Origin of the sequence: Nocardia sp. NPDC059236 (assembly GCF_042754085.1) — a bacterium.
Classification (GTDB): domain Bacteria; phylum Actinomycetota; class Actinomycetes; order Mycobacteriales; family Mycobacteriaceae; genus Nocardia.
In genome coordinates this window covers 1-21,342 of the sequence record NZ_JBHZAF010000022.1, presented here as the reverse complement: position 1 = coordinate 21,342, position 21,342 = coordinate 1, and the positions used below count along the sequence as shown (strand labels likewise).

The following is a 21,342-nucleotide window of genomic DNA, read 5'->3' as shown; positions in this document are numbered from 1 at the left end:
TGCGGAGGCCGCGCGGCTGTGGCGCCGGCACCCGGGTGGTGTGCCGCCCGGGTGCATGAGGCGGAGGGATTGCCGGCGGTCTAGGCGACGGACGGGTCGGTGCGCCGGGCCGCGGCCTGCGCATGCGCGGTGTAGCGGACCGTGAACACGGCTGGGATTGCGAAGGCCGCGACCTGGACTGCGGTCCGCGGGCCATCGGTGTGTGCCAGCACTGCGAGGGCGATGCACCCGATGGTGAAACTGACGGTCCATGCGGTGGTGATGACGTAATTGACGCGGATGAACCCTGGGTTCGACCACAGTTCCGGCGGCGTCGACTGCTTCGCGATCGGCAGGGTGAACGGCGTGCCGACGAGCATCGAAATACCCGCGACGAGCATCAGGACACCACTGGAAATCGCAGGTGAGTACGGGTGCAGCGGAGTGTTGGGGTCGGTGAACGCGAGGATCGTGAACGCGATGAAGAACACCGCTGAGCCGATGTCGATGACCATCGCGGTGACATCCCTCCCGGCCCGCAACAGCCGGGCGATCTCGATCAGCGAAAGGCACGCGGCGATCAGGGCGGCCCACTGCCAATGGTGTGCCGGCACGACCGCATAGACGATCCAGGGGGCGAAAGTACGCAGGTAGGACATGACTGGCTAGCTCCTTGGAGATGTCACTTCGACATGTTGGATGCGGATAGTCCGGTACCGGAATGTCCGCCAATAGTGATATTCCGGTGCCGACATGTCAAGACCGCAATATAGACTGGCGTCATGAGCCTCAGACACGCCCTGCTGGGCCTGCTGGCGGACCGGCCGGCCAGTGGCTACGACCTGCTGCAGCGGTTCGCCGGATCGCTGGACAGTGTGTGGTCCGCATCGCAGACCCAGGTGTATACGGAGCTGACGAAGCTCGCCGGCGAAGGCTTGATCACGGCCTCCGAAGAGGGTCCACGCCGGCGCAAGGAATACGCGCTCACCCCCGCCGGGGACGCCGAACTCGAGAACTGGCTCGTCGCATCCGAATCGAAGACGCCCGCACGGAACGAGATGCTGCTGCGGGTCTTCTTCCTGGGCTTCCTCTCCCGGCGCCAGGCCCTGGACCATCTCGCCGGCATCGAGGAGCGATCCCGCGCAGGACGAGACGAACTGGCGGCTATGGAGCGCTCGACCGAATGGACCGACGACGATTTCTCCGCCAACGGGCGACTGGCCTTGGAGTGGGGGCAGCGCTTCTGGACGATGAACCGAGAATGGGCGCAGTGGGCGCAGGAGCAGATCGCCGCACGGCAATCACACGAGTCCGAGGAAACTCCCACGCAATGACCGTTTGTGTGAAGGTTGTGTGTCGACCCGGGCCGTTCCGACACGCGCCCTCATCGCGCACAGCCGTCCACGAAACCGTCAGCGCCACAACGCCACAGGTCCAGTGGTCGCCGCTGACACCGATCTCGCGAGACAGCACACCTAGCTGACGAGTGAAAACTCATCGCTTTGCCAGAGACTCAGGGTTCGTCCAGGTCGACGATCGTGCCCGTAGCGTGGGCTGGACCTTTGGGCGGGGCGAGCATCTCACATGCCGAAGCTGCGCGGAGGGTCAGCGCTGTGCGCCCGGGCGGAGGGCTCCCAGCAAGGCGGCGAACCCGAGTGCGGACCTCGGTTCGTAGGCGGCGCGCCACAATCCGCCGTGCAGTGCCTGGTCGCTGAACAGCGCTTCCGGGTGCGGCCGCGGCGTCGGCGGCCGGTGCAGGTCGTGGATCAGCAGAGCGGCCATCAGTACGCGGCAGGTGTCGGGTTCGAATACCTCGACCCGGAAGTGGTGCGCACCCCCGTAGGCGGCAGCCAGTGCGCGATTCTTGGTGACCGAACGGGTCCACGACGCGGGCGCGACATTGAACGAGACGAGCTGACCGCCGCCTTCCGCGGTGATCCCGCGCCAGCGCTGGAGTCGTTTGGCCAGCGCATAGCTGGGTCCCTGCTGGGGCACGAGAACATCGGCGAGGCCGGTCCCGTCCTCGTGCGTCGTGGTGTACGGCGGCCGGAAGAGCGCTCCTCGCGATACCGAGCGGGCCACGCTGTCCAGGTATTTCTGCAACCCGCGTCCGCGCCATGCGCTCACCCCGGCGTCCACGACCTCGCGGGGTACGACGAAGGCGTCGGTGGGGGTGGCGAGGTAGGCGAGCGCGGTCCGCGCATCGAGCCCGGACAGATGGGTGGCCAGGAGGTCGGCGGCCATCGTGATACGAACGTGCGCGCCGCGATCGGCGTAGGCGTACATGCCGAGAACCAGTGGCAGCTCATGGCTTTCGGTGGTCAGCCAGGCGCTCAGCTCGGGCAGCTCGGTGGCCAGGTCCAAGCCCGGTGTGCCGTCGGGGCGCAGCGGCCACCGGACCGTGCCCGCGCCGCTGCGGGCGGTTTCGCCGATCCGCTGCCACAGGTCACGGCCCGCCACATCGACGGCGAGGACGTCGGCACCCCACGCGGATAGCGTGGCCAGCGGGCTGAGCTCGGCCCCGGCACCCAGCAGCACGATGCTGCGGCCGGGCACCGGCAGCCACTGCGGATTGGCCACCACCCGGCCGATGGCCGCGCGGAACGAGGGTTCAGCGACACCCTCGGCAACCCAGCTGTCGAGTTGCCCGAGCAGATCGGCCCCGCTCAGCCGTCGGCCGCGGTAGGGAATCTGTAGCTGTGTCACCGGGCGGTTGTGGCCGGTGACGGTAGCCGTATCGGCTTGCCAGACTGCACCGGTCGCGAGATCGAGGTCGGCCAGCGGAATGTCGACCGTGCCCTTGCGCCAGACCATGTGTCGCCGGGCCGACGTGAGTCCGCGTGCCGCGACCGCATGCGCGACCTCCGTACTTCCGGCCGAGGCGCTGGTCAGTTCGGCGAGCAGCGCGGCATAGTCGGTGCGCCACGCCCGGTTTCGACGAATCCGCGGCACCAGCTCAGGTGCGGCGGGGTGCGCGGCATCGGCCAGGATCCGGGTCAGGGTCGGGGTGGTGGGGCGTGCACCGGACGTCTCGGGAAAGTCGACGGTCATGTCACCTGTTCCTGTGAATGATCTTGCGGCAGCGGCGTTCCAGCAGGACGACGGCGAGCCCGAAGAACCGGAATGCCGGATTGGTCGTCTGCCTGTGGTGGTACCGGAAATAGATCTGCTGGCAGATGACCGCCAGCCGGAACAGACCGAAGACCTCGTAGAAGGCCCATTCGCGATCGGTGAGACCGATTCCTGTTCGCCGGCAGTAGTATTCGACGACCTCACGGCGCGTCAGCATGCCGGGGGTGTGGGTGGGCTGGCGGCGGAAGAACTTGAACGCGCGGCCGTCGTCCTGCTGGACCCAGTACGCGAGTGCGCTGCCGAGGTCCATCAGCGGATCCCCGATGGTGGCCAGCTCCCAGTCGAGCAGCCCGATGGGCCGGGTCGGATCGGAGTGGTCGAGGACGATGTTGTCGAAACGAAAGTCGTTGTGGATGAGCACGGCCCCGCGATCGGGCGGCTGATTGGCGGCCAGCCACGCCATCACCGACTCGAACGAGCCGACATTCCAGGTCCTGGCCCGTCGGTAGCGCTTCGACCAGCCCGCCACCTGACGGGCGACGTAGCCGGGCCCCTTCGACATCCAGCTCAGCCCCGCCGCCTCGGGATCGATCGTGTGCAGATCGACCAGTATGTCGAGAACGTTCGTACACAGCTTGCCGACTTGCAGCGTGGTGAGCTCCAGGTCCTGGGGGAACTCCTTGCGCGGAATGATGCCGTCGAGTCGTTCCATCAGATAGAAAGGGGCCCCGAGGATTTCAGGGTCCTCGCACAGCGCGACCGTCGACGGCGCGTAGTCGAACACCGGCCCGAGCGCGGTCTGCACGCGGAACTCCCGGGCCATATCGTGCGCCCCTTCGCCGTGCCGCCCGGCCGGGGGCCGCCGCAGAATGAGGTCACGGCCCGGGTACTCCAGCAGGTACGTCAGATTCGAAGCGCCACCGGAGAACTGACGCACCGCGGGGATGCCGCTCAGCGTTTCGTCGGCGACCTGAGTACGTAGCCAGGCCGCCAGCGCGTTCACGTCGAAGGCATCCTCGGACCGCACCTGCCGGGCCTCCGTCCGCGTCGGGCCGGGGGTCGATGTCATGTCAGCTTCCTCACGATCGACAGGGGCAGCACCTTCATGGCCACCGCGAGCGGAACCCACGGCCAGCTCGGGACATACGCGACGGCTCGGCGAGCCTCGATGGCGGCGACCATGGACGCGACACCGGGCGCCGTGTCGACCATGAATTTGGTGCGGTCCGCGGCCGCGGCATTGATCTCGGAGCGGATGTATCCCGGCAGGATCAGCGAAATGTCCACGCCGGGAATGCGTTCGGAGCGCAGCCCCTCGGCCAGCGCGGCCACCCCGGCCTTGCTGGCCGCGTAGACGGTCATCGAGCGCCGCATCCCCCGCACCGCCGAGAACGACGAGATCAGCACCAGATGGCCGCGCTGCTGCGCACGGAAGATCTCCAGCGCGTGTTCGCTCTGCGACAGCGCGCCGACGAAGTTGGTCATCGCCGTGGTGCGGTTGGCTGCGGCGCCGCCGGTGCCCAGCGCCGCGCCCAGACCACTGCCGGCATTGACGATGACCCGATCGATGCTCCCGAAGGCCGCGCGGAAGACTCCGAAGGTCGCGCGCACGGCGTCGTCGTCGGTGACATCGAGGGCCGCGATCTCGACCCGAACATCCGGATGGGCTTCGGCGAGTTCATCCTTCAGTAGGGTGAGCCGATCGACACGCCGTGCGCACAGCCCGAGGTCATACCCGCGCGCGGCGAACTGGCGCGCCATCTCCTCGCCCAGACCGGAACTGGCTCCGGTGATGATGATCGTGCCCTTGCTCATGGAATGCGGTCTCGCTTTCTCGGGTTCTCTCACCGGCGCTCGGCATATTTGGCGAGTTCGACACGTCCGACGAGGTCCAGGTGCACCTCGTCGGGTCCGTCGGCCAGCCGGATCGCCCGCGCGGCCGTCCATGCCGCGGAGAGCGGGAAATCGTCGGATATGCCTGCGCCGCCGTGGATTTGCATGGCGAAGTCGATGACTTCCTGCGCCACCGCCGGCACATGCGCCTTGATCTGGCTGATTTCACTGAGCGCACCGAACGCACCGACCGTGTCGAGTTTCCATGCGGCATTGAGCACCAGCAGCCGCGCGGAGTCGATGGCGATGCGTGCCTTGGCGATCCGCTCGCGGTTGCCGCCGAGGTTCGCCAAGGGCTTTCCGAATGCGGTGCGATCCAGAGCGCGACGGCAGGCGGCCTCGAGGGCGGACTCGGCGAGTCCGATCATGCGCATGCAGTGGTGCACGCGGCCGGGACCCAGCCGCCCCTGCGCGATCTCGAAGGCCCGGCCGGGGCCGAGCAGGATATTGGACGACGGCACACGAACATCGGTGAACGAGACTTCGCCGTGCCCGAAGGGCTCGTCGTATCGGCCCATCGTGGGCAGCATCCGCTCGACGCGGACGCCGGGGGTGTCGCGCGGGACGATCACCATGGTGTGCCGGCGGTGCTTGCCGGCGTCCGGATCGGTCAAACCCATGAAGAGAATGACCTCGCAGTCCGGATGACCGATGCCGGTGGTCCACCACTTCCGGCCGTTGAGCACGACCTCGTCCCCGTCGGGCACCGCGGTGGCCGCCATGTTCGTCGCGTCCGAGGACGCGACGCCGGGTTCGGTCATGGCGAACGCCGAGCGAATTCTGCCGTCGAGCAGAGGCTCCAGCCAGCGATCGCGCTGAGCCTGATCCCCGTACTGCAACAGGACTTCCATGTTTCCGGAATCGGGTGCGTTGCAATTGAATACGTGCGGGGCCAGGAACGACCGCCCGGTGACCTCGGCGATCGGCGCGTAGTCGGTGTTGGTCAGGCCCGCCCCACCGTCGGTGCCGAATCGTGCGGCGTACCCACCCGCGTGCGCGGCCGGCAGGAACAGATTCCACAGGCCCTCCGAACGGGCCTTGGCCCGCAACTCGGCCAACATCGGCAATGGCTGCCACGGATCCCCTCCCGCGTCGCGCACCGCGGCAAGCTCCCGGTGATACCCGGGCTCGACGGGCAGGATCTCGTCGTCCACGAAACGGCGTACGCGCTCGACAAGATCGGCAGCGCGAGCGCTGGGTGCAAAGTCCATGACTCCTCGATTTCCTGAGGCAAGATGTGCATATGCCATTCTGGTGGGGTCCGAACATCGATTGAATGGGCATGAGAACCCCATTGGGTGTGCATATGCATATGGGTGAGCTGACGAGGAACTCGCGATGGTGACGAACACAGACCGGCCGGCGGTTCCGCTCGGGCCGGGCCGGAGGGAAACCGCCGCCCGGATAGCGACGATGATCTCCGCGGCCGACCCGGAACTGCGCCAGATCTCGGCGGACCTCACCCGCCTGTATCGCGACAGCATTCCCGTCTATGACCAGGTCGACCCCGACTCGATCGAGCAGAACACACGTGCCGTGCTCGAGATCGCGGTCCGTCACCTGCGCACGGACCTGGCGCAATCGAGCTTCGATGAGCTGGCCGCCCTCGCTCGCGTGTGGGCCGACCAGCAGATCCCGCTCGAACTCGTCGCACACAGCATCCAGATCGGGGCGCGCCGGATATTCGCGATCGTCCGTGAGCGCGCGGTCGCCGCCGAGATACCGGCGGCCGAGATCGACGCCATGCAGGACCTCATGTGGGAGTGGGCAACCGCCTCGGCTACCGCGGTGCACATGGTCCTGCAGGACCGGGCCATCGACGGCGCCACCCGGCGCGCGGACTTTCTGCGCCGTCTGGTCGACGGCAGCCTGTCCCCGGCGGCGATCGCCGCCGAGGCCGGGCACCACCGGGTGGATCCGGATCACCGCTACCACGTCGCCTGTGTCGCCTGGGATGAGACGAAAGCCGCCTCCGAACTGCTCGGATACCTGCGCGCACGCGGATCGACATCGAAACTGCCGGTCGTCGACACGGTCATCGACCGCCACCTGGTCGCCATGCTCCCGCACACACCGGACGACCCGCCCCCGGCGGGGACCGTGGCCCTGGGGCCCTCGGTGCCGCTGACCGAGGCTCCGCTGTCCTATCGCCACGCCCGCCAGGCCCTCGACCTCGCCGCCCGCAACGATCGGACCGGGCTGGTCGATCTGGCGACGCTGGGCCCGCTACCGTTGCTCGCGTATCCCGACGAGGCGGTCGACGTGCTCGCCGCGAAGCACCTCGCGCCGCTGTTGCGTCACAGCGCGGGTGCCGAGGTGGCTGCCACGGTGGAGGCGTACCTCGATTGCGACCGTCGTATCGACGAAACCGCTGCCAAGCTCTACCTCCACCGCAATACCGTCCGAAACCGGTTGCTGCGCTTCGCCGAGATCACCGGCCTGAACCTCGACCGCACCGACGATCTGATCGTGGCCTGGTGGCTGCTCACGTACCGCCGGAACAGCGAATCGGGCATCGACGGATGACGCCCGGAGTCTTCATTTCGGTTCGCGCGGACGATATTTCGAGCCGTTCGGACGATGCAGAACACCGGTCATCAGTGTCGCCAGGGATTCTTCGAGCGCGGCGCACACATCGATGCGAAGTGCGGCCAGGCCGGGGTCGGCATCGTAGGCCGCCACCGTGCTCGCCGACGGCCGGCCATGGGCGTACAGCCCTGCGACCATGGCCACGCCCATCAGACAGATCGTCAATGCCTTGTCGCCGAGTTCCGGCACCACCTGGCGGACACGGTCGGCAAGGATGGTGAGGTTCTCGAGGGTGGAGCGCTTGTATCGAACGACCACGTCGACCGACACATTGTGCTCGAGCACGCCCGCCTGCGCGCTCACCAGATCGGAGAATGCGGTGTGGTCCTGCAGCGAACAACTGAGGACAGCCGCGAGCCGATCGATCCGTTCCTCCACCGGCAGGTGAGGATCGATGGCGTCCGGCAATTCATCCGCCAACTCGGCAAGCCACTGGCGGAATCCCCGATCGAGCAGTTCGAGCAGAATCTCCTCGCGAGATTCGAAGTAGCGCAACACATTTGACTTCGCCAACCCGACCCGGCGGCTGAGCGCGTTGAGGGTCAGGTCGGCGACCGGCATGTCATCGAGCATGGCCGCGGCGGCTTCCAGAATCGTGCTGCGGCGCACCTCCCGCTGCTCCTGGGTGCGCGCTCTCTGGAATCCCACGCACCGATGGTACCGACCACCGGGTCATTGACTAGAGACCGGCGGTCTCTTACTGTGGGTCCAAACCGGTTAAGAGACCGGTGGTCCTTAATTTCGATTCATTCCCGCAGCGGAGGAACCATGGCGCACAGGTGGACCGAGAACGATGTCCCCGAACAGCAGGACCGGCTCGCGGTCGTCACCGGAGCCAATACCGGACTGGGCTTCGAAACCGCCCGCGTGCTGGCGGCGCACGGAGCGTCGGTGGTGCTGGCGGTCCGTGACGTCGAGAAGGGCAAACAGGCCGTTGCCAGGATCACCGAGCTCGTGCCCGGCGCGCGCCTGAGCGTGCTCGCCCTCGACCTGGCCTCGCTCGAATCGGTCCGCGCGGCCGCCGCCGAGCTGCGCGCCGCGCATCCGAGGATCGATCTCCTGATCAACAATGCCGGCCTGATGTACCCGCCACGGCAGAACACAGCGGACGGATTCGAGCTGCAATTCGGCACCAACCATCTCGGGCACTTCGCCCTGACCGGACTGGTCCTCGACCTGTTGCTGAACACCCCGAACTCCCGGGTGGTCACGGTGGCAAGCCTCGCGCACCGCTTCCGCGGCAAGATCCATTTCGACGACCTGCAGTGGGAGCGGTCCTACGACCGGGTCGCCGCCTACGGCCAGTCCAAGCTGGCGAACCTGATGTTCACCTACGAACTGCAGCGCCGACTGACCGCGCACGGCGCCAACACCATTGCGGTCGCCGCACATCCGGGCGGTTCGAACACGGAACTGATGCGCAACTCCCCGGCCGTCATTCGGTGGCTCGCACCGGCGGTGGCCCCGCTGGTCGCGCAGAGCCCGGCGAAGGGCGCGCTGCCCACACTGCGTGCCGCGACCGATCCGGGTGTGCTCGGGGGTCAGTACTACGGCCCGGATGGCTTCGCAGAGGTCCGGGGATATCCGCGAGTCGTGGCCTCCAGCAACCGATCTCACGATCTGGCCGCACAGCAGCGGCTGTGGGCTGTCTCCGAACAGCTGACCGGCGTCACCTTCGAGGTCTGACCGGCGACGTTGCGGGTGCGGTGGGCTGATTCTCGCGCCGTGCTTCGAGCCACCGGGTGTAGCGGTGCAATGCACGAGCCTGCTCACCCTGAGCGGCGACCAAAGCCGGCGTCGGGCTGGCATGGACCGCCGGGTTCGAGCCGGCGGCCCGCAGCCGCAGGGGCGAGCACAACCCGCCCGATCCCGAACCATCCGACATCGAGAAACCTCTTTCGGCCTCTGATGAATGCACTGCTTACCTTTGTGTGCGGACGCTAACGCCAGGATGAAATGTAAGCGCTGTCAACACTTGTTAAATTGGTTCCATGGCAACGTCGAACGCGCCGTATCACCACGGCGATCTGCCCAGCGCGCTGGTGCGCGCGGCTGTGGAACTCCTCGAGGAAGGCGGTGCGGGTGAGCTTTCGCTCCGCGCCGCCGCGCGGCGGGCGGGCGTGTCGACCGCCGCGCCGTACCGTCACTTCGCCGATCGCGATGCCCTGTTGTCCGCCGTCGCCGCCGTGGGTTATCGCGAGCTGACCGCGCAACTGGTCGCGGCGGCCGCCGCGCCGGCCAATGCCGCGGACCTTGCCGAGATCGCGGTCGCCTATGTGCGGTTCGCCCTGACGCGGCCCGGGCTCTTCCGGGTGATGTTCTCCGAGCCGTGCGATCCCACCAGCCCGGAACGGGTGGCGGCGACCACCGCGATCCACGAGTACGTGAAATCGATTGTGCGGCAGATCTTTCCCACGGCCAGCGAGGAAGACCTGGCGACGGCGCTGTGGGCGTTGGTCCACGGCCTGGCCTTCCTGTACCTGCACGGGAAGTTCGACGCCGATTCCGTCGAAAGCCGTGTCCGGAGTGCCGTTTTCGCAGCGCTCGACGCGACGGTCACGTCCAGCGAGCCCTCGGGCGCCTGATCCGGGCCGCCGGTATGCCGAGGCGACCGGGCTCGCGGGTGGGGGAGTGGCGCCTCACGGCTTGCGAATCTGCAGCAACACCTTGCCCACGGTTTCGGCGGAATCCAGCAGCGGGTGCGCTTCGGAGACATCGTGGATGGGCACCACGGCGGACACGACCGGCGCGACGGCGCCCGCGGAAATCAGCGGCCACAGCCGCCGGTGCAGGTCGGAAATGATCTCGGCCTTGGACCCGAGGCCGTATTCGGGACGGCGACGCAGGTTCGTCACGTGCACCGAGGCCCGTTTGCCCAGCATCACACCGAGATTCAGCTCGGCGACCGCCCCATCCTGGAGGCCGATGATCGTGAGGTCGCCGTCGGTGGCCAGGGCGTCCATATTGCGTTGCAGGTACCCGGCACCCATGATGTCGAGGATCACGTCGGCGCCGCCGTACTCCTCGGTCACGACGGTGACGAAATCCTGATCGCGGTAGTTGATCAGGGTGTTCGCGCCGAGTTCCCGGCAGCGATCCAGCTTGAACCGCGAACCGGCGGTCACCGCCACGCGGGCGCCCAGCGCCCGGCCCACCTGGATCGCGTGCGTGCCGATGCCGCTGCCGCCGCCGTGGACGAGCAGCGTCTGGCCGGCGCGAAGACCGGCGGCCATCACCACGTTCGACCACACGGTGGCGGCCGCCTCGGGGAGCGCGGCGGCCGCGGTGAGACTCACTCCGTCGGGCACGGGCAGCAACTGCGTGGCGGGGACGTTGACCCGTTCGGCATAGCCACCGCCGGACAGCAGCGCGCAGACCGCGTCGCCCGGCTTCCAGTCCTGCACGTCGGCGCCGACCTCGGCGACGATGCCGGACACCTCCAGGCCGAGGATGTCGCTGGCCCCCGGCGGCGGCGGGTAGACGCCGTAGCGCTGCATGAGGTCGGCGCGGTTCACTCCCGCGGCCACCACGTCCACCGCCACTTCCCCCGGGCCGGGGGCCGGTAGGTCGTCCACCTGCGACCACTTCATGACCTCCGGACCGCCGTAGCCGTCGAGTGTCACCGCGAACATGTCATCCCCTTTCGGTCACCGTAATGTGTACACCGCTTACATTACTCTCGAAATTAGCGCCGTCAACATTCGAGCCGTGGATCACGATCCCTGTGTGCATCGCCGTGGCCTGTCCCTCACTGCGCGGGCCCGCCCCGCCAGTGGGCGATCTCCAGGGCCTGGCCGCTGCCCGCGCGGGCGAGACGTTCGGCCCTCAGGTCCGAAAAGTGCTGGCCGAGACGTCGATCGACGCCTCGGCCAGCACTTTTTCAGGGGATTCAGTGGGCTCCAACCCTTTTCAGTACCTTCAGCACGACGGTCAGCGTGGCTGCCCAGACCCGCTCCGAGACGCCGGCCGGCGCCGTGAAACCGAGGAGGCGCTGATGCGCAACCGTTTGCGGCTCCGTGTATTTCAGCAGGCCGTCGGCGCCGTGGCGGCGCCCGAGTCCGGAATCGCCCATGCCGCCCATCGGCGCGTCGACACTGCCCCAGGCGGCGGCGTAGGCGTCGTTGACATTGACGGTGCCGGTGTGGATGCGGGCCGCGACCGCGCGGCCCTTCGCGCCGTCACCACTCCAGACACTGGCATTGAGACCGTAGGCGGTGGCATTGGCCAGCGCGATCGCCTCGTCGACGTCCCGGTAGGAGTAGATCGACACGACCGGGCCGAAGGTCTCGTGGTCGTAGAGCGTCATGTCCGGGGTGACACCGGTCAGGATGGTCGGTTCGTAGAAGAGCGGCCCGAGATCGGGGCGTGCCCGGCCGCCGGCACGCACGGTCGCGCCCTTGGCGACCGCGTCCTCGACATGGGCGGTGACCGTGTCGAGCTGGGACCGGTTGGTCAGGCACCCGACATCGGTGCTGTAGTCGTAGGCGGCACCGATCTTCAGCCGCTTGGTCCGGTCGACGAAGGCGGCGACGAATTCATCGTGGACGGCTTCGGCGACATACATGCGTTCGATGGAGACGCACAGCTGTCCCGTCGACGAAAAGCACGCGGAGACAGCGCCTTCGGCGGCGCGGTCGATATCGGCGTCGTCGAGGACGATCATCGGATTCTTACCGCCCAGTTCGAGCGAGGCGCCGATCAGCCGTTCCCCGGCGTCGCGGGCGATCTGCCGGCCACTGGCGGTGGACCCGGTGAACATCATGTAGTCGGCGTTGTCCATCAGCGGTGTGCCGATGGAACTGCCCCGGCCGACCATCATCTGCCACACCCCACGGGGCAGGCCGGCCTCGTGCATCAGATCCAGCGCCCACAGCGCGGTCAGCGCGGTCTGGGTGTCCGGCTTCTGCACGACGGCATTGCCGGCCATGAGCGCCGGTATGGCGTCGCCGGCGCCCATGCTCAGCGGGTAGTTCCACGGTGAGATGACCGCGACGACACCTTTGGGATGCCGCAGCTCCGTGGTGTGGGTCAGCACCGGGATCGCGCCCCGGCGGCGTTTGGGCGCAAGCAGTTTCGCGGCGCTGCGTGCGTAGTAGCGGGACGCGATCGCGATATCGGTGACCTCGAGGAAGGCATCGCGGCGGGTCTTGCCGTTCTCGGCCTGCATCAGGTCCAGGACCTCGTGCTGCCGCTCGAGCAGCAGGTCGTGGAAGCGCAGCAGGATCGCTTTCCGCTCGTGCACGGGTGTGGCGGCCCAGGCCGGCTGGACGCCGCGAGCGCGGGCGAACGCCGCCTCGATGTCCGCGGGCGTCGAGACCGGCAGGGTGGCGAGCGGGTCACCGGTGTAGGGGGCCGTGGTGGTGACGTGCGCGGCGTCCGGTCCGGCCTCGACGCGTGCGGCGAGCCGCGCGAGCAGGGCCGGGGTCAGGGCAGCGGGCAGGCCCGAGGCGCGGGCCGGGGTGGATCTGGTGGCGTGGTCGATGGTCATAGCGGCTCCGGATTCAGTGCAATGCCGCGCGCAGCGTGTCCTGCGCCAGCTTGATCGCGGCGTTCGCCGCCTGGGTCGAGCGCAGCGCGTTCAGCATCACGAAGTCGTGGATGATGCCGCCGAACCGCACCTGGGTGACCGGCACCCCGGCCTCGCGGAGTTTGGCCGCGTAGGCCTCACCCTCGTCGCGCAGCACATCGGCTTCGCCGGTGATCACCAACGCGGGCGGGAGGCCGCGGAGCTGCTCGATCGACGCGCGCAGCGGGGACGCGTGGATCTCGTCACGCTGGGCGTCGTTCTCGGTGTACTGGTCCCAGAACCACTTCATGCCCTCGCGGGCGAGGAAGTAGTGCTCGGCGAACTGGTGATAGGACGCCGTGTCGAAGTTCGCATCGGTGACCGGATAGAACAGCACCTGCTGCTGGATCCGCACGTCGCCGCGCTCCTTGGCCATCAGTGTGAGAACGGCGGTCATATTGCCGCCCACCGAATCTCCGACGGCCGCGAATCGCGAAGCGTTGAGCCCCTTTTCGGCGCCATGGGCGAACACCCACTGCGCGGCGGCGTAGTTCTGCTCGATCGCGGTCGGATACTTGGCTTCCGGCGACAGGTCGTACTCGGGAAACACCACGGCGGCACCGGTGCCGACCGCGAGTTCGCGGACCAGCCGATCGTGGGTGTGCGCATTGCCGAAAACCCAACCGGCGCCGTGGATGTAGAAGACGACCGGCAGCGTGCCGGTCGCGCCCGCGGGTTTGACGATGCGGACCTTCACCGACCCGGTCGGTCCGCCTTCGACCGTGATCCATTCCTCGTCGATCGCAGGCATGTCGATCTCCCCGGACTGAACCTCGTCCACCGCCTTGCGGCCTTCGGCCGGCGGCAGCTGGAACAGAAACGGCGGGGTGTCGGTGGCCTTCGCGAACTCGACCGCCTCGGCTTCGAGCACCGGCTTGATTTCCGTCATCGCACTCTCCTTCTGGTCTGGTCTTCTCGGGTTCCGGATGTACCGCGTTCCGGGACAGTCAGCGCCGGGTCGGGACCGAGGTCGGGACCGGCATGTGCAGGGCGAGTTGCCCTTCGGTGATCACATCGAGTCGAACGGTCTTGATCGGTGCGAGCGATCGCAGGTCCTCGGACAGCCGACCGCGGCCCAAGGTCAGGTCGACATTGCGGGGCATGCTCACGCTGCCGGCCGACAGCACGTTGGTCTGGCTGAGCGTCGAATGCCAGGCATCGGCGATCGATGTGTACGAGGTGAGCGTCGAAACACGCTCTCCGCTGCGGTATTCGGTCTGCGCGGGCGTGGCGACCGAGAGCGACAGGTCGGTGTTGCCGCTGTCGTCGGCGACGCGTGCCGTGGTGCGGGTGGCATCGATGTCGACGTCGATGTCGGTGACCCACTTGGGAAATCCGTAGCCGTCGTGCCCGCGGACCTGGGCGATATCGGTGTTCACCGGCAGCGACAGCACATAGGAATCGAGGTGATCGTTGTCGAGTCCGGCGAGCAGATCGACGAATCCGAGCCGGCCGTGCCGGGCCGGCCGGACGGCGACCCCGACGGCGGCTTCGGTGTAGAAGTCGATGTCGCACACGTCGTATCGGAAGAACACGACCGAGACCAGGCCGATCCCGGGCGCGACCTCCAGCGGCGCCAGCTCCTCCGGCAGGCGGGAACGGATCGTGCGCGACCGGGCCAGCATGGTCAACCGCGCACTCGACATGCGGTAGTAGAAGTTCGGGGTGAAGGTCTCACCGATCCGCGAGTCGACCTTGACCTTGGGTAGCTGCCGGAAGAAATCCACACTGCTCACCCGGGGATCGCGCGCCACTTCGTCCAGGTCGGTGTCCATCCGGAACCGGTCGTAGAGACCGCCTCCGGGCACGGTGACCAGGTGGCCACCCAGATCGACCTCGACGGTGCTGAGTTGAGTCGGTGACATCGGTGTACTTCTCTCGCTCGCTGGTGTGTGGGCGGACCGACGTTAACCGCGAATGTTAGCAGTGTCAACACTGGCGTATGGGAATTCCGGCCGATCTCGGCGGGGCCGATCGCCGCCCCGTGTTCCATGACGGGACGACTCTCGGACGCGCCACGCCTCAACGGCATGCCACGGCCGAAATCACTTCGGGGGCAACGGGTATCGTCCCGTCATGAGCTCATCTCGAGGACTGCGTCGCACCGATGTCGGCGACGAGTCGCTGTGCCAGATCGGCCGAAGACTGCGGGTTCTGGCCCGTGTACAGATTCCCGTCGACCACGACATACGGCCGCAGCGGCAGCCTCGCCTTGGAGTAGTCGACGCCCAACTCCTCGAGCTTGTCCTCGAGCAGCCACGGGGCCTTCCGGGCGAACCGATTGAGCAACTCCTCCCGGTTGGACAACCCGGTCATCCGGCGGCCGGCGAAGGGCGATGTTCCGTCCGGCGCGGTCGCGGCCAGGATGGCCGCCGGGGCATGGCACAGCAGTGCGAGCGGGCGACCGGATGTCAGCCGATGGCTCAGCAGCGCACCCGAGGTCTTGTCGTAGGCGAGATCCTCCATCGGCCCGTGTCCGCCCGGGTAGAACACCAGGTCGAAGTCGTCCGCATCGACGGCATCGAGGGGTTCCGGCGTGGCCAGGACATCCGCGATGCTGTCGAGGTAGCGCTCCACTTCGCGGCGCTTCCATGGCATCCCACCGGCGATTCCGATGCTGAGCCGATCGAGCGTCGGGGCCTTGCCGCCCGGCGTCGCGACGGTGATGTCCCATCCGGCCTCGCTGAAGGTCCGGTGCGGAACTGCCACCTCCTCCGCCCAGTACCCCGATGGATGTGGCGTTCCGTCGTTCAATGTCCACCGGTCAGCGGCCGTGATAACGAACAGAACCTTCGTCACGCTCGTTCCTCCTGATGCGTTGTTCTGTAGACGGATTAGGGCACCGGCGGCCGGGTTGGGACGAGATCGGGAAAGCATCGATCAACTCGACACGCACCGCCGAGGCGACGAGTGCCGCCACGTAATGTATTCACCGCTAACATTAGCGGCAACGTTGCGCGCCGTCAATGGTGTTGGCAGCGCTTACATGGCAGTTCGGCGGTTGCTGGTCCATCGCAACACGGTGCGGTACCGCCTGCAGCAGATCACCGGCAGATACGGCATAGCGCTGACCGGTGACTCCTTCGATCTGCGGTTCGCCCTCGGTGTCTGCCGGTGGTATACCGCGATACTCCGCGCTTCCTGGCGTGAGGTGTTCGCAGAGGCGTGCGCGGGCACGGAGGCGTTCGTGATCCTGCAGCGGGGCCGTCCCGAAGCAGTGCGGTTGTCCGAAGCGAACTGGCTGACCGGTTGCGTGAAAGTCTCTGTGCCCGAGTGGAATAGGCAGCGATGGGCGGTATCGGACGTACGAAGCTCCCTCCGGGCCGTGGCCCATGTATCCGGTCGGCATACGTTGATCAGGAAACTGTACGGACCATTGCTCAGGGACGGCTCCGACGAAACCATCGACGCTGTGATCGCCCCGTGCGACTGGGTACGCATGTCACTTCCCGAACTCGGGAAATTCGCACAGCAGATGCGGCGAATGCCAGTTGTATCAATTCCGTGAACCAGGAGATGGATCGGATATCTGATCGACCGTATGCGCTGACGTGATGCCGCGGCGATCGCTACCATCGCGGGAGGGCACGACATCGCCGATGCCATCGAGTGCGGGATCGACCAGCGCAGGACCGAGGCGGAAATTCTCATGGAGGCCGCTGAATCCGATCGCCCACCGGGCGAGAGCGAGCGCGAGGAGCTCACGCGGTTGCGGGAACTCGCGGCGCATCGTGATGCGCCCGGCACCGGCGATCCGGCCGGTGCGCGGGCCGGGCGCGAACACCGCGGCGCACTGCGCTGGACGGCCACGGTCGTGCTGCTGGCCCTCGTCGCCGTCCTGGCAATCGGCTCGGTTCTCGCGCGATTCGCCCACGGCGAAGTGCTCGACACCGACCGCTACGTCCGGATCGTCACGCCGCTGGGGGCCGATCCGGCACTGCAGAGCGAGCTGGCCGACCGGATCACCGACGCGATCATGGATCGTGTCGATGTCGAGGCCATCACAGCCCAGGCGCTGGCGGCGATCACCGAGAGCAACCCCCGGGTGCCCGCCGCGTTTGTCGGGGTCGCCCCGCTGGTCGGCAAGCAAGCGCGAGACTTCGTGCGGGACACGGTGACGTCCGTCCTCGGCTCGGATGAGTTCGAGACCCTGTGGATTCAGGCGAACCGGCAGGCGCACACGGGCGTTGCCGCAGTTCTCACCGGCCGCGCCCATGCGGCAGTGGGGATGAGCGAGGACGGCACCGTGAGCGTGTCGCTCGGTCCGATCATCGACAGGGTGCGGACCGTGCTGACCGAAGAAGGTTTCACCTTCGTCGAGCAGGTGCCGGGCATCGATCGGTCCTTTGTGCTGTTCCGTTCGCCGGAACTGGTCAAGGCGCAGTGGTGGGTGTCGTTCCTGGACCGGGTCGACCGGGTGGCGCCGTGGCTCACCGTGCTCCTGGCGGCCTGCGCCGTCTGGGTCGCGCCGAAAGGCGCCCGCCGGCAAGCGTTTTCCTGGGTGGGGGTGGCGCTGGCGCTGGCCATGGCGGCACTGGCGGTAGCCATCGGCATCGCACGATCGGCGTACCTGCACGCCGTGCCCGCCGAAGTGATGACCCCGCAAGCGGCCGCGACGGTGATCGATGCCTTTCTCGTGCCATTGCGGACCACCGTGCGCGCGGTGTTCACGGCCGCCGTGGTGATCGCACTCGCCGGGTTCCTCAGCGGGCCCTCGAGATCCGCGGTCGCGGTGCGAGAAGGCTACAACCGGGCTCTCGCCGCGGTGCGGTCACGGCGAGACGGCCGAGATCCCCAGGCGATCGAATCCGCCGTGGGCCGGTTTCGCGGCCCGCTCCTGGGCGGCATCGTCGCCGTCGCGGTGATCGTCCTCGTCTTCTGGCGATATCCGACGGGGCTGGTCGTCATCGGGACGGTGCTCGTCACCATCGCCGCTCTGCTCGCCGTGGAACTGGTGGCCGGACCGCGGCCCGTCCGACGCGACCGAGCTCACCGCTGATCTCACGCGCCGGTCGCCGGGGCCCGGTGCCGCAGATAATGCCCGACAGCTGTGTCGTCCGATGCGACGGCCTTGACGATCGCTGCCGCACCCACGATCACCACCGACATCACGAAAAGCCAACTGACAGAGGTGAAAGCGAGCCCCCACGGCCCGAAGTGCTGCTGGGCTTGCGCCGTTATCCGTGGCAGCACGATACGAGCGACCACGTGCACCGCGGTCAGCCCGATCGCCGTCAGGACGCCGGTCGTCCAGAGCACCCGCCCGGTCAGCGCGCCCTTGGTGAGCAGGAACGGCGCGAACGCCCACACCAGGGTCCACACCGCGACCTCACCGAGCAGCGCGAGCGGCTGCCCCGCGACCCGAATCCGGGTCAGATCACGGGTCTGCTCGACGAGCGCGGTCGACAACGCCACCGCGAGCAGCGCGGTCAACCACCGCCAGGCATCCCGCGGCCCCATCGACGGCACCCGCCACACCGCCCCGTAGACACGGCCGAGCGCCCGAGCGAACGAGGTGCCACTGAGGATGATCATCAGCAGCCCGACCACACCGAACGCGGTCAGTGACCGATCCGATGACGTGGCCGCATCCCCGGCGTGCAAGACGGCGGGGTCGAAGCCGAACTGATCGCGAATGGTGTCGGTGGTCGGTTGCCAGCCGCTGAACGCCGACGCGGCGATGATCACCGGAAGCACCGAGGTGAAGATCTGCGCTGCCAACGCCAGTGCTCGATCGACGAGCTCGATCTCGACGAGGGTTTCGGCCACGAGCCATGCCGTCCGGCCGACAGGTGTGGCGCGTAACCAGCGGATAGCGGCCCGGGCGCGCGCCGCGGATGCTCGCCGAGCCGCCGCTGGTCGGGATTTCACGGAACGCGTGATGGGTCGATGGGCGACTGCCGCACGGGCGAGGTCACGAATACCTCCCTCAGCTCGACTTTCGACCGGTGATCGGAGACTCCGATCCATCAAACCAAGAACTGGTGTCCGTGCTGCCGCTCTGCGAGCAGCGAGTCCGCATCGACATGTGCACCGGCGAGGGCGATGCCGGCACGGTGCCGCCGGTTCGCTGGCGCGGTGCCGGGTCAGTGGCGATGCTGGGAGTGAACTATGAGATGCGGCAAGGCAATTGGCGTAATCGCAAGCGATCGACCACAATTGAAGGAATGGGTGGCGTTGGGGCACGAAAGCTACGCGAGCTCTCGGCTGCCGAGTCACTGAAACGGCTGGCCGGCGCGCAATTCGGGCGAATTGTGTACTCGCGCCGTGGACTTCCGATCATCCGGCCGGTCAATCACATCGTCGAAGAGGATGTGGTGGTGGTGCGGGCGCAGCTGGGCGCCAGCCTGCTGCGGGGTGACGGCCAGGTGGTGGCGTACGAGGCCGACTCGTTCGACGAGCACACCCGGCAGGGCTGGAGCGTGATCGTCACCGGGGTCGCGCGGGTGGTGATGGATCCCGAGCAGGTGCAGCGCTACGAGACGCTGCTCGACCCCTGGATCAACCTGCCGATGGACCATGTCATCCGCATCGAGGCCGAGGTCGTCACCGGCCTCGAGCTGATCGACGAGGGCAGCTGACCGCACGCCACGTGCGACGGTGACTGTGACCCCGCACATACCACTCCGGTAGCGTGACACGCCGTTGGACCGAGCCCGGCAAACCGCCGGCAGGCTCGGCGCGGCCGGTGGCTCCCGATCACGAACGGCGGGTTCCGGCCGCACGCACGCGAGAGGAACCGCATTTGACAGCCTCGGAAAGGCAGCTACCGGACATCGGTACCGCACGCACGGACGACGAGGGGTATTCCCGCGGCCTGTCGCCGCGCACCATTCAGATGATCGCCATCGGCGGCGCGATCGGCACCGGCCTGTTCTACGGCGCGGGCGGCGCGATCCAGAAGGCCGGCCCGGCGCTCATCCTCTGTTATCTGGCCGCCGGCCTGGCCATCTTCGTGATCATGCGGGCCCTGGGCGAACTGCTCACCTACCGGCCCGTCGCCGGCAGCTTCGCCGAATACGCCAATGAGTTCCTGGGCCGCTTCGCGGGTTTCGCCACCGGCTGGACCTACTGGGCGGTCTGGGTGGCCACCTGCATGGCCGAGATCACCGTGGCCGGCAAGTACGTGCAGTACTGGTTCGACATCCCGCAGTGGGTGACCGCGCTGGTGGTGCTGGGCATCATGTTCATCGCCAACCTGGTGTCGGTGCGGCTGTTCGGCGAGGGCGAATTCTGGTTCTCCGCCATCAAGGTGACCGCCATCGTGGCCATGATCGTGATCGGCGTCGGCGTGCTGATCTTCCACTTCGGCCACGCCACCAACCCGACCGTCACCAACCTGTGGAACGACGGCGGCGTGTTCCCCAACGGCTTCGGGCAGGCGCTGCTGGCCCTGCAGATCGTGGTATTCGCCTACGTCGGTGTGGAACTGGTGGGCGTCACCGCGGGTGAGGCGCGTGACCCCAAGCGCACGCTGCGCAAGGCGATCAACAGCCTGCCGCTGCGCATCGGCCTGTTCTACGTCGGCGCGCTCGTGGTCATCATGTCGGTGTCGAGCTGGCGCACCTTCCACGCGGGCCGCAGCCCGTTCGTGGAGGTCTTCGAGCAGATCGGTATCCCGGGCGCGGCCGGCATCATCAATTTCGTGCTGCTGACCGCGGCGCTGTCGTCCTGCAACTCCGGCATCTACTCCACCGGCCGCATGCTGCGCAGCCTGTCACAGCGCGCGGAGGCCCCGGCCGCCCTGGGCTCGCTGAGCGGCCGATCGGTGCCCGCGGCCGGAATCGCGGTCTCGGCGGCGGTCATGGTGATCGGTGTGGCGGTGAACTACTTCTCGCCCGACAAGGCCTTCGGCTACATCACCTCGGTGTCCACGATGGGCATCATCTTCGTGTGGGGCGTGATCCTGGTCTGCCACCTGCTCTACCGCCTCCGCGTCAAGCAGGGCGTGCTGCCGGGCAGCGACTACCGCCTGCCGGGCGCACCCGTCACCACGGTGCTCGCCCTGGCTTTCCTGGCCCTGGTCGTCGTCCTGCTGTTCTTCACCGAGGACGGCCGCAGCGCCCTCGTGGTCGGCCTGGTCTGGGGCGTCCTGGTCTGCGCCGGCTACCCCCTGCTTTCCCGCAAGCACTCGGCGAGCGCTGTTTAACAGCTGATATGTAGGCGGGTTCTGTCAAGTGGCAGGTGAAAGCGGTCCCGGTAACGGCGGTTGCCGGGACCGCTTTCGTGTGCGGTCGAGCGGG

Annotated in this window: 20 protein-coding genes; 8 read left to right on the top strand and 12 right to left on the bottom strand. The window is 67.6% G+C overall.

Annotated features, from left to right (window positions below):
• Nucleotides 1-80: 80 nt before the first annotated feature.
• Nucleotides 81-638, bottom strand: coding sequence for a hypothetical protein (locus ACFXIV_RS38795; protein WP_379401454.1), 558 nt, complete (start codon nt 636-638; stop codon nt 81-83).
• 123 nt (nt 639-761) lie between these two features.
• On the opposite strand from ACFXIV_RS38795, the gene ACFXIV_RS38790 reads away from it, so the two are divergent.
• Nucleotides 762-1,313: a PadR family transcriptional regulator gene (locus ACFXIV_RS38790; protein ID WP_379401455.1), complete on the top strand. Its 552-nt coding sequence runs from the start codon at nt 762-764 to the stop codon at nt 1,311-1,313.
• A 271-nt stretch (nt 1,314-1,584) separates the two neighbouring features.
• Here the strand turns inward: ACFXIV_RS38790 and ACFXIV_RS38785 are convergent, their stop codons facing one another.
• The 4 genes from ACFXIV_RS38785 to ACFXIV_RS38770 are packed head-to-tail and all read right to left on the bottom strand — an operon-like array spanning nt 1,585 to nt 6,155.
• Entirely contained in the window at nt 1,585-3,030 is a 1,446-nt protein-coding gene (locus tag ACFXIV_RS38785; RefSeq protein WP_379401456.1) for a hypothetical protein, read from the bottom strand.
• Nucleotide 3,031: 1 nt separating this feature from the next.
• On the bottom strand, nt 3,032-4,120 hold the full coding sequence (locus tag ACFXIV_RS38780; protein WP_379401457.1) for a phosphotransferase family protein: 1,089 nt from the start codon (nt 4,118-4,120) through the stop codon (nt 3,032-3,034).
• Nucleotides 4,117-4,866, bottom strand: coding sequence for an SDR family oxidoreductase (locus ACFXIV_RS38775; RefSeq protein WP_379401459.1), 750 nt, complete (start codon nt 4,864-4,866; stop codon nt 4,117-4,119). The genes ACFXIV_RS38780 and ACFXIV_RS38775 overlap by 4 nt, the downstream gene beginning before the upstream one ends.
• A gap of 29 nt (nt 4,867-4,895) precedes the next feature.
• The gene (locus ACFXIV_RS38770) at nt 4,896-6,155 is read right to left on the bottom strand and encodes an acyl-CoA dehydrogenase family protein (protein WP_379401460.1); all 1,260 of its coding nucleotides are present in this window, start codon (nt 6,153-6,155) and stop codon (nt 4,896-4,898) included.
• Between the two features lie 127 nt (nt 6,156-6,282).
• Here ACFXIV_RS38770 and ACFXIV_RS38765 point away from each other — a divergent pair, with 127 nt between their 5' ends.
• Nucleotides 6,283-7,470, top strand: coding sequence for a PucR family transcriptional regulator (locus ACFXIV_RS38765; protein WP_379401461.1), 1,188 nt, complete (start codon nt 6,283-6,285; stop codon nt 7,468-7,470).
• Nucleotides 7,471-7,482: 12 nt separating this feature from the next.
• Here ACFXIV_RS38765 and ACFXIV_RS38760 read toward each other — a convergent pair whose 3' ends face one another.
• Nucleotides 7,483-8,142 carry a TetR family transcriptional regulator gene (locus ACFXIV_RS38760; protein ID WP_379421415.1) on the bottom strand — a complete coding sequence of 220 codons (660 nt, stop codon included), beginning with the start codon at nt 8,140-8,142 and terminating at the stop codon, nt 7,483-7,485.
• Between the two features lie 159 nt (nt 8,143-8,301).
• Between ACFXIV_RS38760 and ACFXIV_RS38755 the strand changes: the two genes are divergently transcribed.
• Nucleotides 8,302-9,219 (top strand): SDR family NAD(P)-dependent oxidoreductase, encoded by a 918-nt coding sequence (locus tag ACFXIV_RS38755; protein WP_379401463.1) that lies wholly within the window; start codon nt 8,302-8,304, stop codon nt 9,217-9,219.
• A gap of 305 nt (nt 9,220-9,524) precedes the next feature.
• The gene (locus tag ACFXIV_RS38750) at nt 9,525-10,118 is read left to right on the top strand and encodes a TetR/AcrR family transcriptional regulator (RefSeq protein WP_379401464.1); all 594 of its coding nucleotides are present in this window, start codon (nt 9,525-9,527) and stop codon (nt 10,116-10,118) included.
• A gap of 54 nt (nt 10,119-10,172) precedes the next feature.
• On the opposite strand, the gene ACFXIV_RS38745 is transcribed toward ACFXIV_RS38750, so the two are convergent.
• From ACFXIV_RS38745 to ACFXIV_RS38725, 5 genes are all read right to left on the bottom strand, one after another.
• Nucleotides 10,173-11,165, bottom strand: a complete 993-nt coding sequence (locus ACFXIV_RS38745; protein ID WP_379401465.1) for an NAD(P)H-quinone oxidoreductase — start codon at nt 11,163-11,165, stop codon at nt 10,173-10,175.
• Between the two features lie 257 nt (nt 11,166-11,422).
• Nucleotides 11,423-13,021: a succinic semialdehyde dehydrogenase gene (locus ACFXIV_RS38740; protein ID WP_379401466.1), complete on the bottom strand. Its 1,599-nt coding sequence runs from the start codon at nt 13,019-13,021 to the stop codon at nt 11,423-11,425.
• Nucleotides 13,022-13,034: 13 nt separating this feature from the next.
• Entirely contained in the window at nt 13,035-13,988 is a 954-nt protein-coding gene (locus tag ACFXIV_RS38735) for an alpha/beta hydrolase (protein WP_379401467.1), read from the bottom strand.
• A 58-nt stretch (nt 13,989-14,046) separates the two neighbouring features.
• A complete protein-coding gene (locus tag ACFXIV_RS38730) occupies nt 14,047-14,964 on the bottom strand; it encodes an acetoacetate decarboxylase family protein (RefSeq protein ID WP_379401468.1) in 918 nt (305 codons plus the stop codon).
• A 217-nt stretch (nt 14,965-15,181) separates the two neighbouring features.
• Entirely contained in the window at nt 15,182-15,898 is a 717-nt protein-coding gene (locus ACFXIV_RS38725) for a type 1 glutamine amidotransferase domain-containing protein (RefSeq protein WP_379401469.1), read from the bottom strand.
• 124 nt (nt 15,899-16,022) lie between these two features.
• On the opposite strand from ACFXIV_RS38725, the gene ACFXIV_RS38720 reads away from it, so the two are divergent.
• Together ACFXIV_RS38720 and ACFXIV_RS38715 are read left to right on the top strand one after the other, a co-directional pair.
• A complete protein-coding gene (locus ACFXIV_RS38720; protein ID WP_379401470.1) occupies nt 16,023-16,607 on the top strand; it encodes a helix-turn-helix domain-containing protein in 585 nt (194 codons plus the stop codon).
• Between the two features lie 141 nt (nt 16,608-16,748).
• Nucleotides 16,749-18,098 carry a hypothetical protein gene (locus ACFXIV_RS38715; RefSeq protein ID WP_379401471.1) on the top strand — a complete coding sequence of 450 codons (1,350 nt, stop codon included), beginning with the start codon at nt 16,749-16,751 and terminating at the stop codon, nt 18,096-18,098.
• Nucleotides 18,099-18,100: 2 nt separating this feature from the next.
• Here the strand turns inward: ACFXIV_RS38715 and ACFXIV_RS38710 are convergent, their stop codons facing one another.
• A complete protein-coding gene (locus tag ACFXIV_RS38710) occupies nt 18,101-18,868 on the bottom strand; it encodes a hypothetical protein (RefSeq protein WP_379401472.1) in 768 nt (255 codons plus the stop codon).
• 398 nt (nt 18,869-19,266) lie between these two features.
• Here ACFXIV_RS38710 and ACFXIV_RS38705 point away from each other — a divergent pair, with 398 nt between their 5' ends.
• Together ACFXIV_RS38705 and ACFXIV_RS38700 are read left to right on the top strand one after the other, a co-directional pair.
• Nucleotides 19,267-19,680, top strand: a complete 414-nt coding sequence (locus tag ACFXIV_RS38705; protein ID WP_354849802.1) for a pyridoxamine 5'-phosphate oxidase family protein — start codon at nt 19,267-19,269, stop codon at nt 19,678-19,680.
• A gap of 164 nt (nt 19,681-19,844) precedes the next feature.
• Complete coding sequence (locus tag ACFXIV_RS38700) at nt 19,845-21,248, top strand: amino acid permease (protein WP_379401473.1); 1,404 nt, start codon at nt 19,845-19,847, stop codon at nt 21,246-21,248.
• The last annotated feature ends 94 nt before the right edge of the window (nt 21,249-21,342 follow it).

Coding starts and splice junctions, on each gene's coding strand:
- ACFXIV_RS38795 (WP_379401454.1), bottom strand. CDS start 638: ATGTCCTACCTGCGTACTTTCGCCCCCTGGATCGTCTATGCGGTCGTG.
- ACFXIV_RS38790 (WP_379401455.1), top strand. CDS start 762: ATGAGCCTCAGACACGCCCTGCTGGGCCTGCTGGCGGACCGGCCGGCC.
- ACFXIV_RS38785 (WP_379401456.1), bottom strand. CDS start 3,030: ATGACCGTCGACTTTCCCGAGACGTCCGGTGCACGCCCCACCACCCCG.
- ACFXIV_RS38780 (WP_379401457.1), bottom strand. CDS start 4,120: ATGACATCGACCCCCGGCCCGACGCGGACGGAGGCCCGGCAGGTGCGG.
- ACFXIV_RS38775 (WP_379401459.1), bottom strand. CDS start 4,866: ATGAGCAAGGGCACGATCATCATCACCGGAGCCAGTTCCGGTCTGGGC.
- ACFXIV_RS38770 (WP_379401460.1), bottom strand. CDS start 6,155: ATGGACTTTGCACCCAGCGCTCGCGCTGCCGATCTTGTCGAGCGCGTA.
- ACFXIV_RS38765 (WP_379401461.1), top strand. CDS start 6,283: ATGGTGACGAACACAGACCGGCCGGCGGTTCCGCTCGGGCCGGGCCGG.
- ACFXIV_RS38755 (WP_379401463.1), top strand. CDS start 8,302: ATGGCGCACAGGTGGACCGAGAACGATGTCCCCGAACAGCAGGACCGG.
- ACFXIV_RS38750 (WP_379401464.1), top strand. CDS start 9,525: ATGGCAACGTCGAACGCGCCGTATCACCACGGCGATCTGCCCAGCGCG.
- ACFXIV_RS38745 (WP_379401465.1), bottom strand. CDS start 11,165: ATGTTCGCGGTGACACTCGACGGCTACGGCGGTCCGGAGGTCATGAAG.
- ACFXIV_RS38740 (WP_379401466.1), bottom strand. CDS start 13,021: ATGACCATCGACCACGCCACCAGATCCACCCCGGCCCGCGCCTCGGGC.
- ACFXIV_RS38735 (WP_379401467.1), bottom strand. CDS start 13,988: ATGACGGAAATCAAGCCGGTGCTCGAAGCCGAGGCGGTCGAGTTCGCG.
- ACFXIV_RS38730 (WP_379401468.1), bottom strand. CDS start 14,964: ATGTCACCGACTCAACTCAGCACCGTCGAGGTCGATCTGGGTGGCCAC.
- ACFXIV_RS38720 (WP_379401470.1), top strand. CDS start 16,023: ATGTATTCACCGCTAACATTAGCGGCAACGTTGCGCGCCGTCAATGGT.
- ACFXIV_RS38715 (WP_379401471.1), top strand. CDS start 16,749: ATGGAGGCCGCTGAATCCGATCGCCCACCGGGCGAGAGCGAGCGCGAG.
- ACFXIV_RS38705 (WP_354849802.1), top strand. CDS start 19,267: ATGGGTGGCGTTGGGGCACGAAAGCTACGCGAGCTCTCGGCTGCCGAG.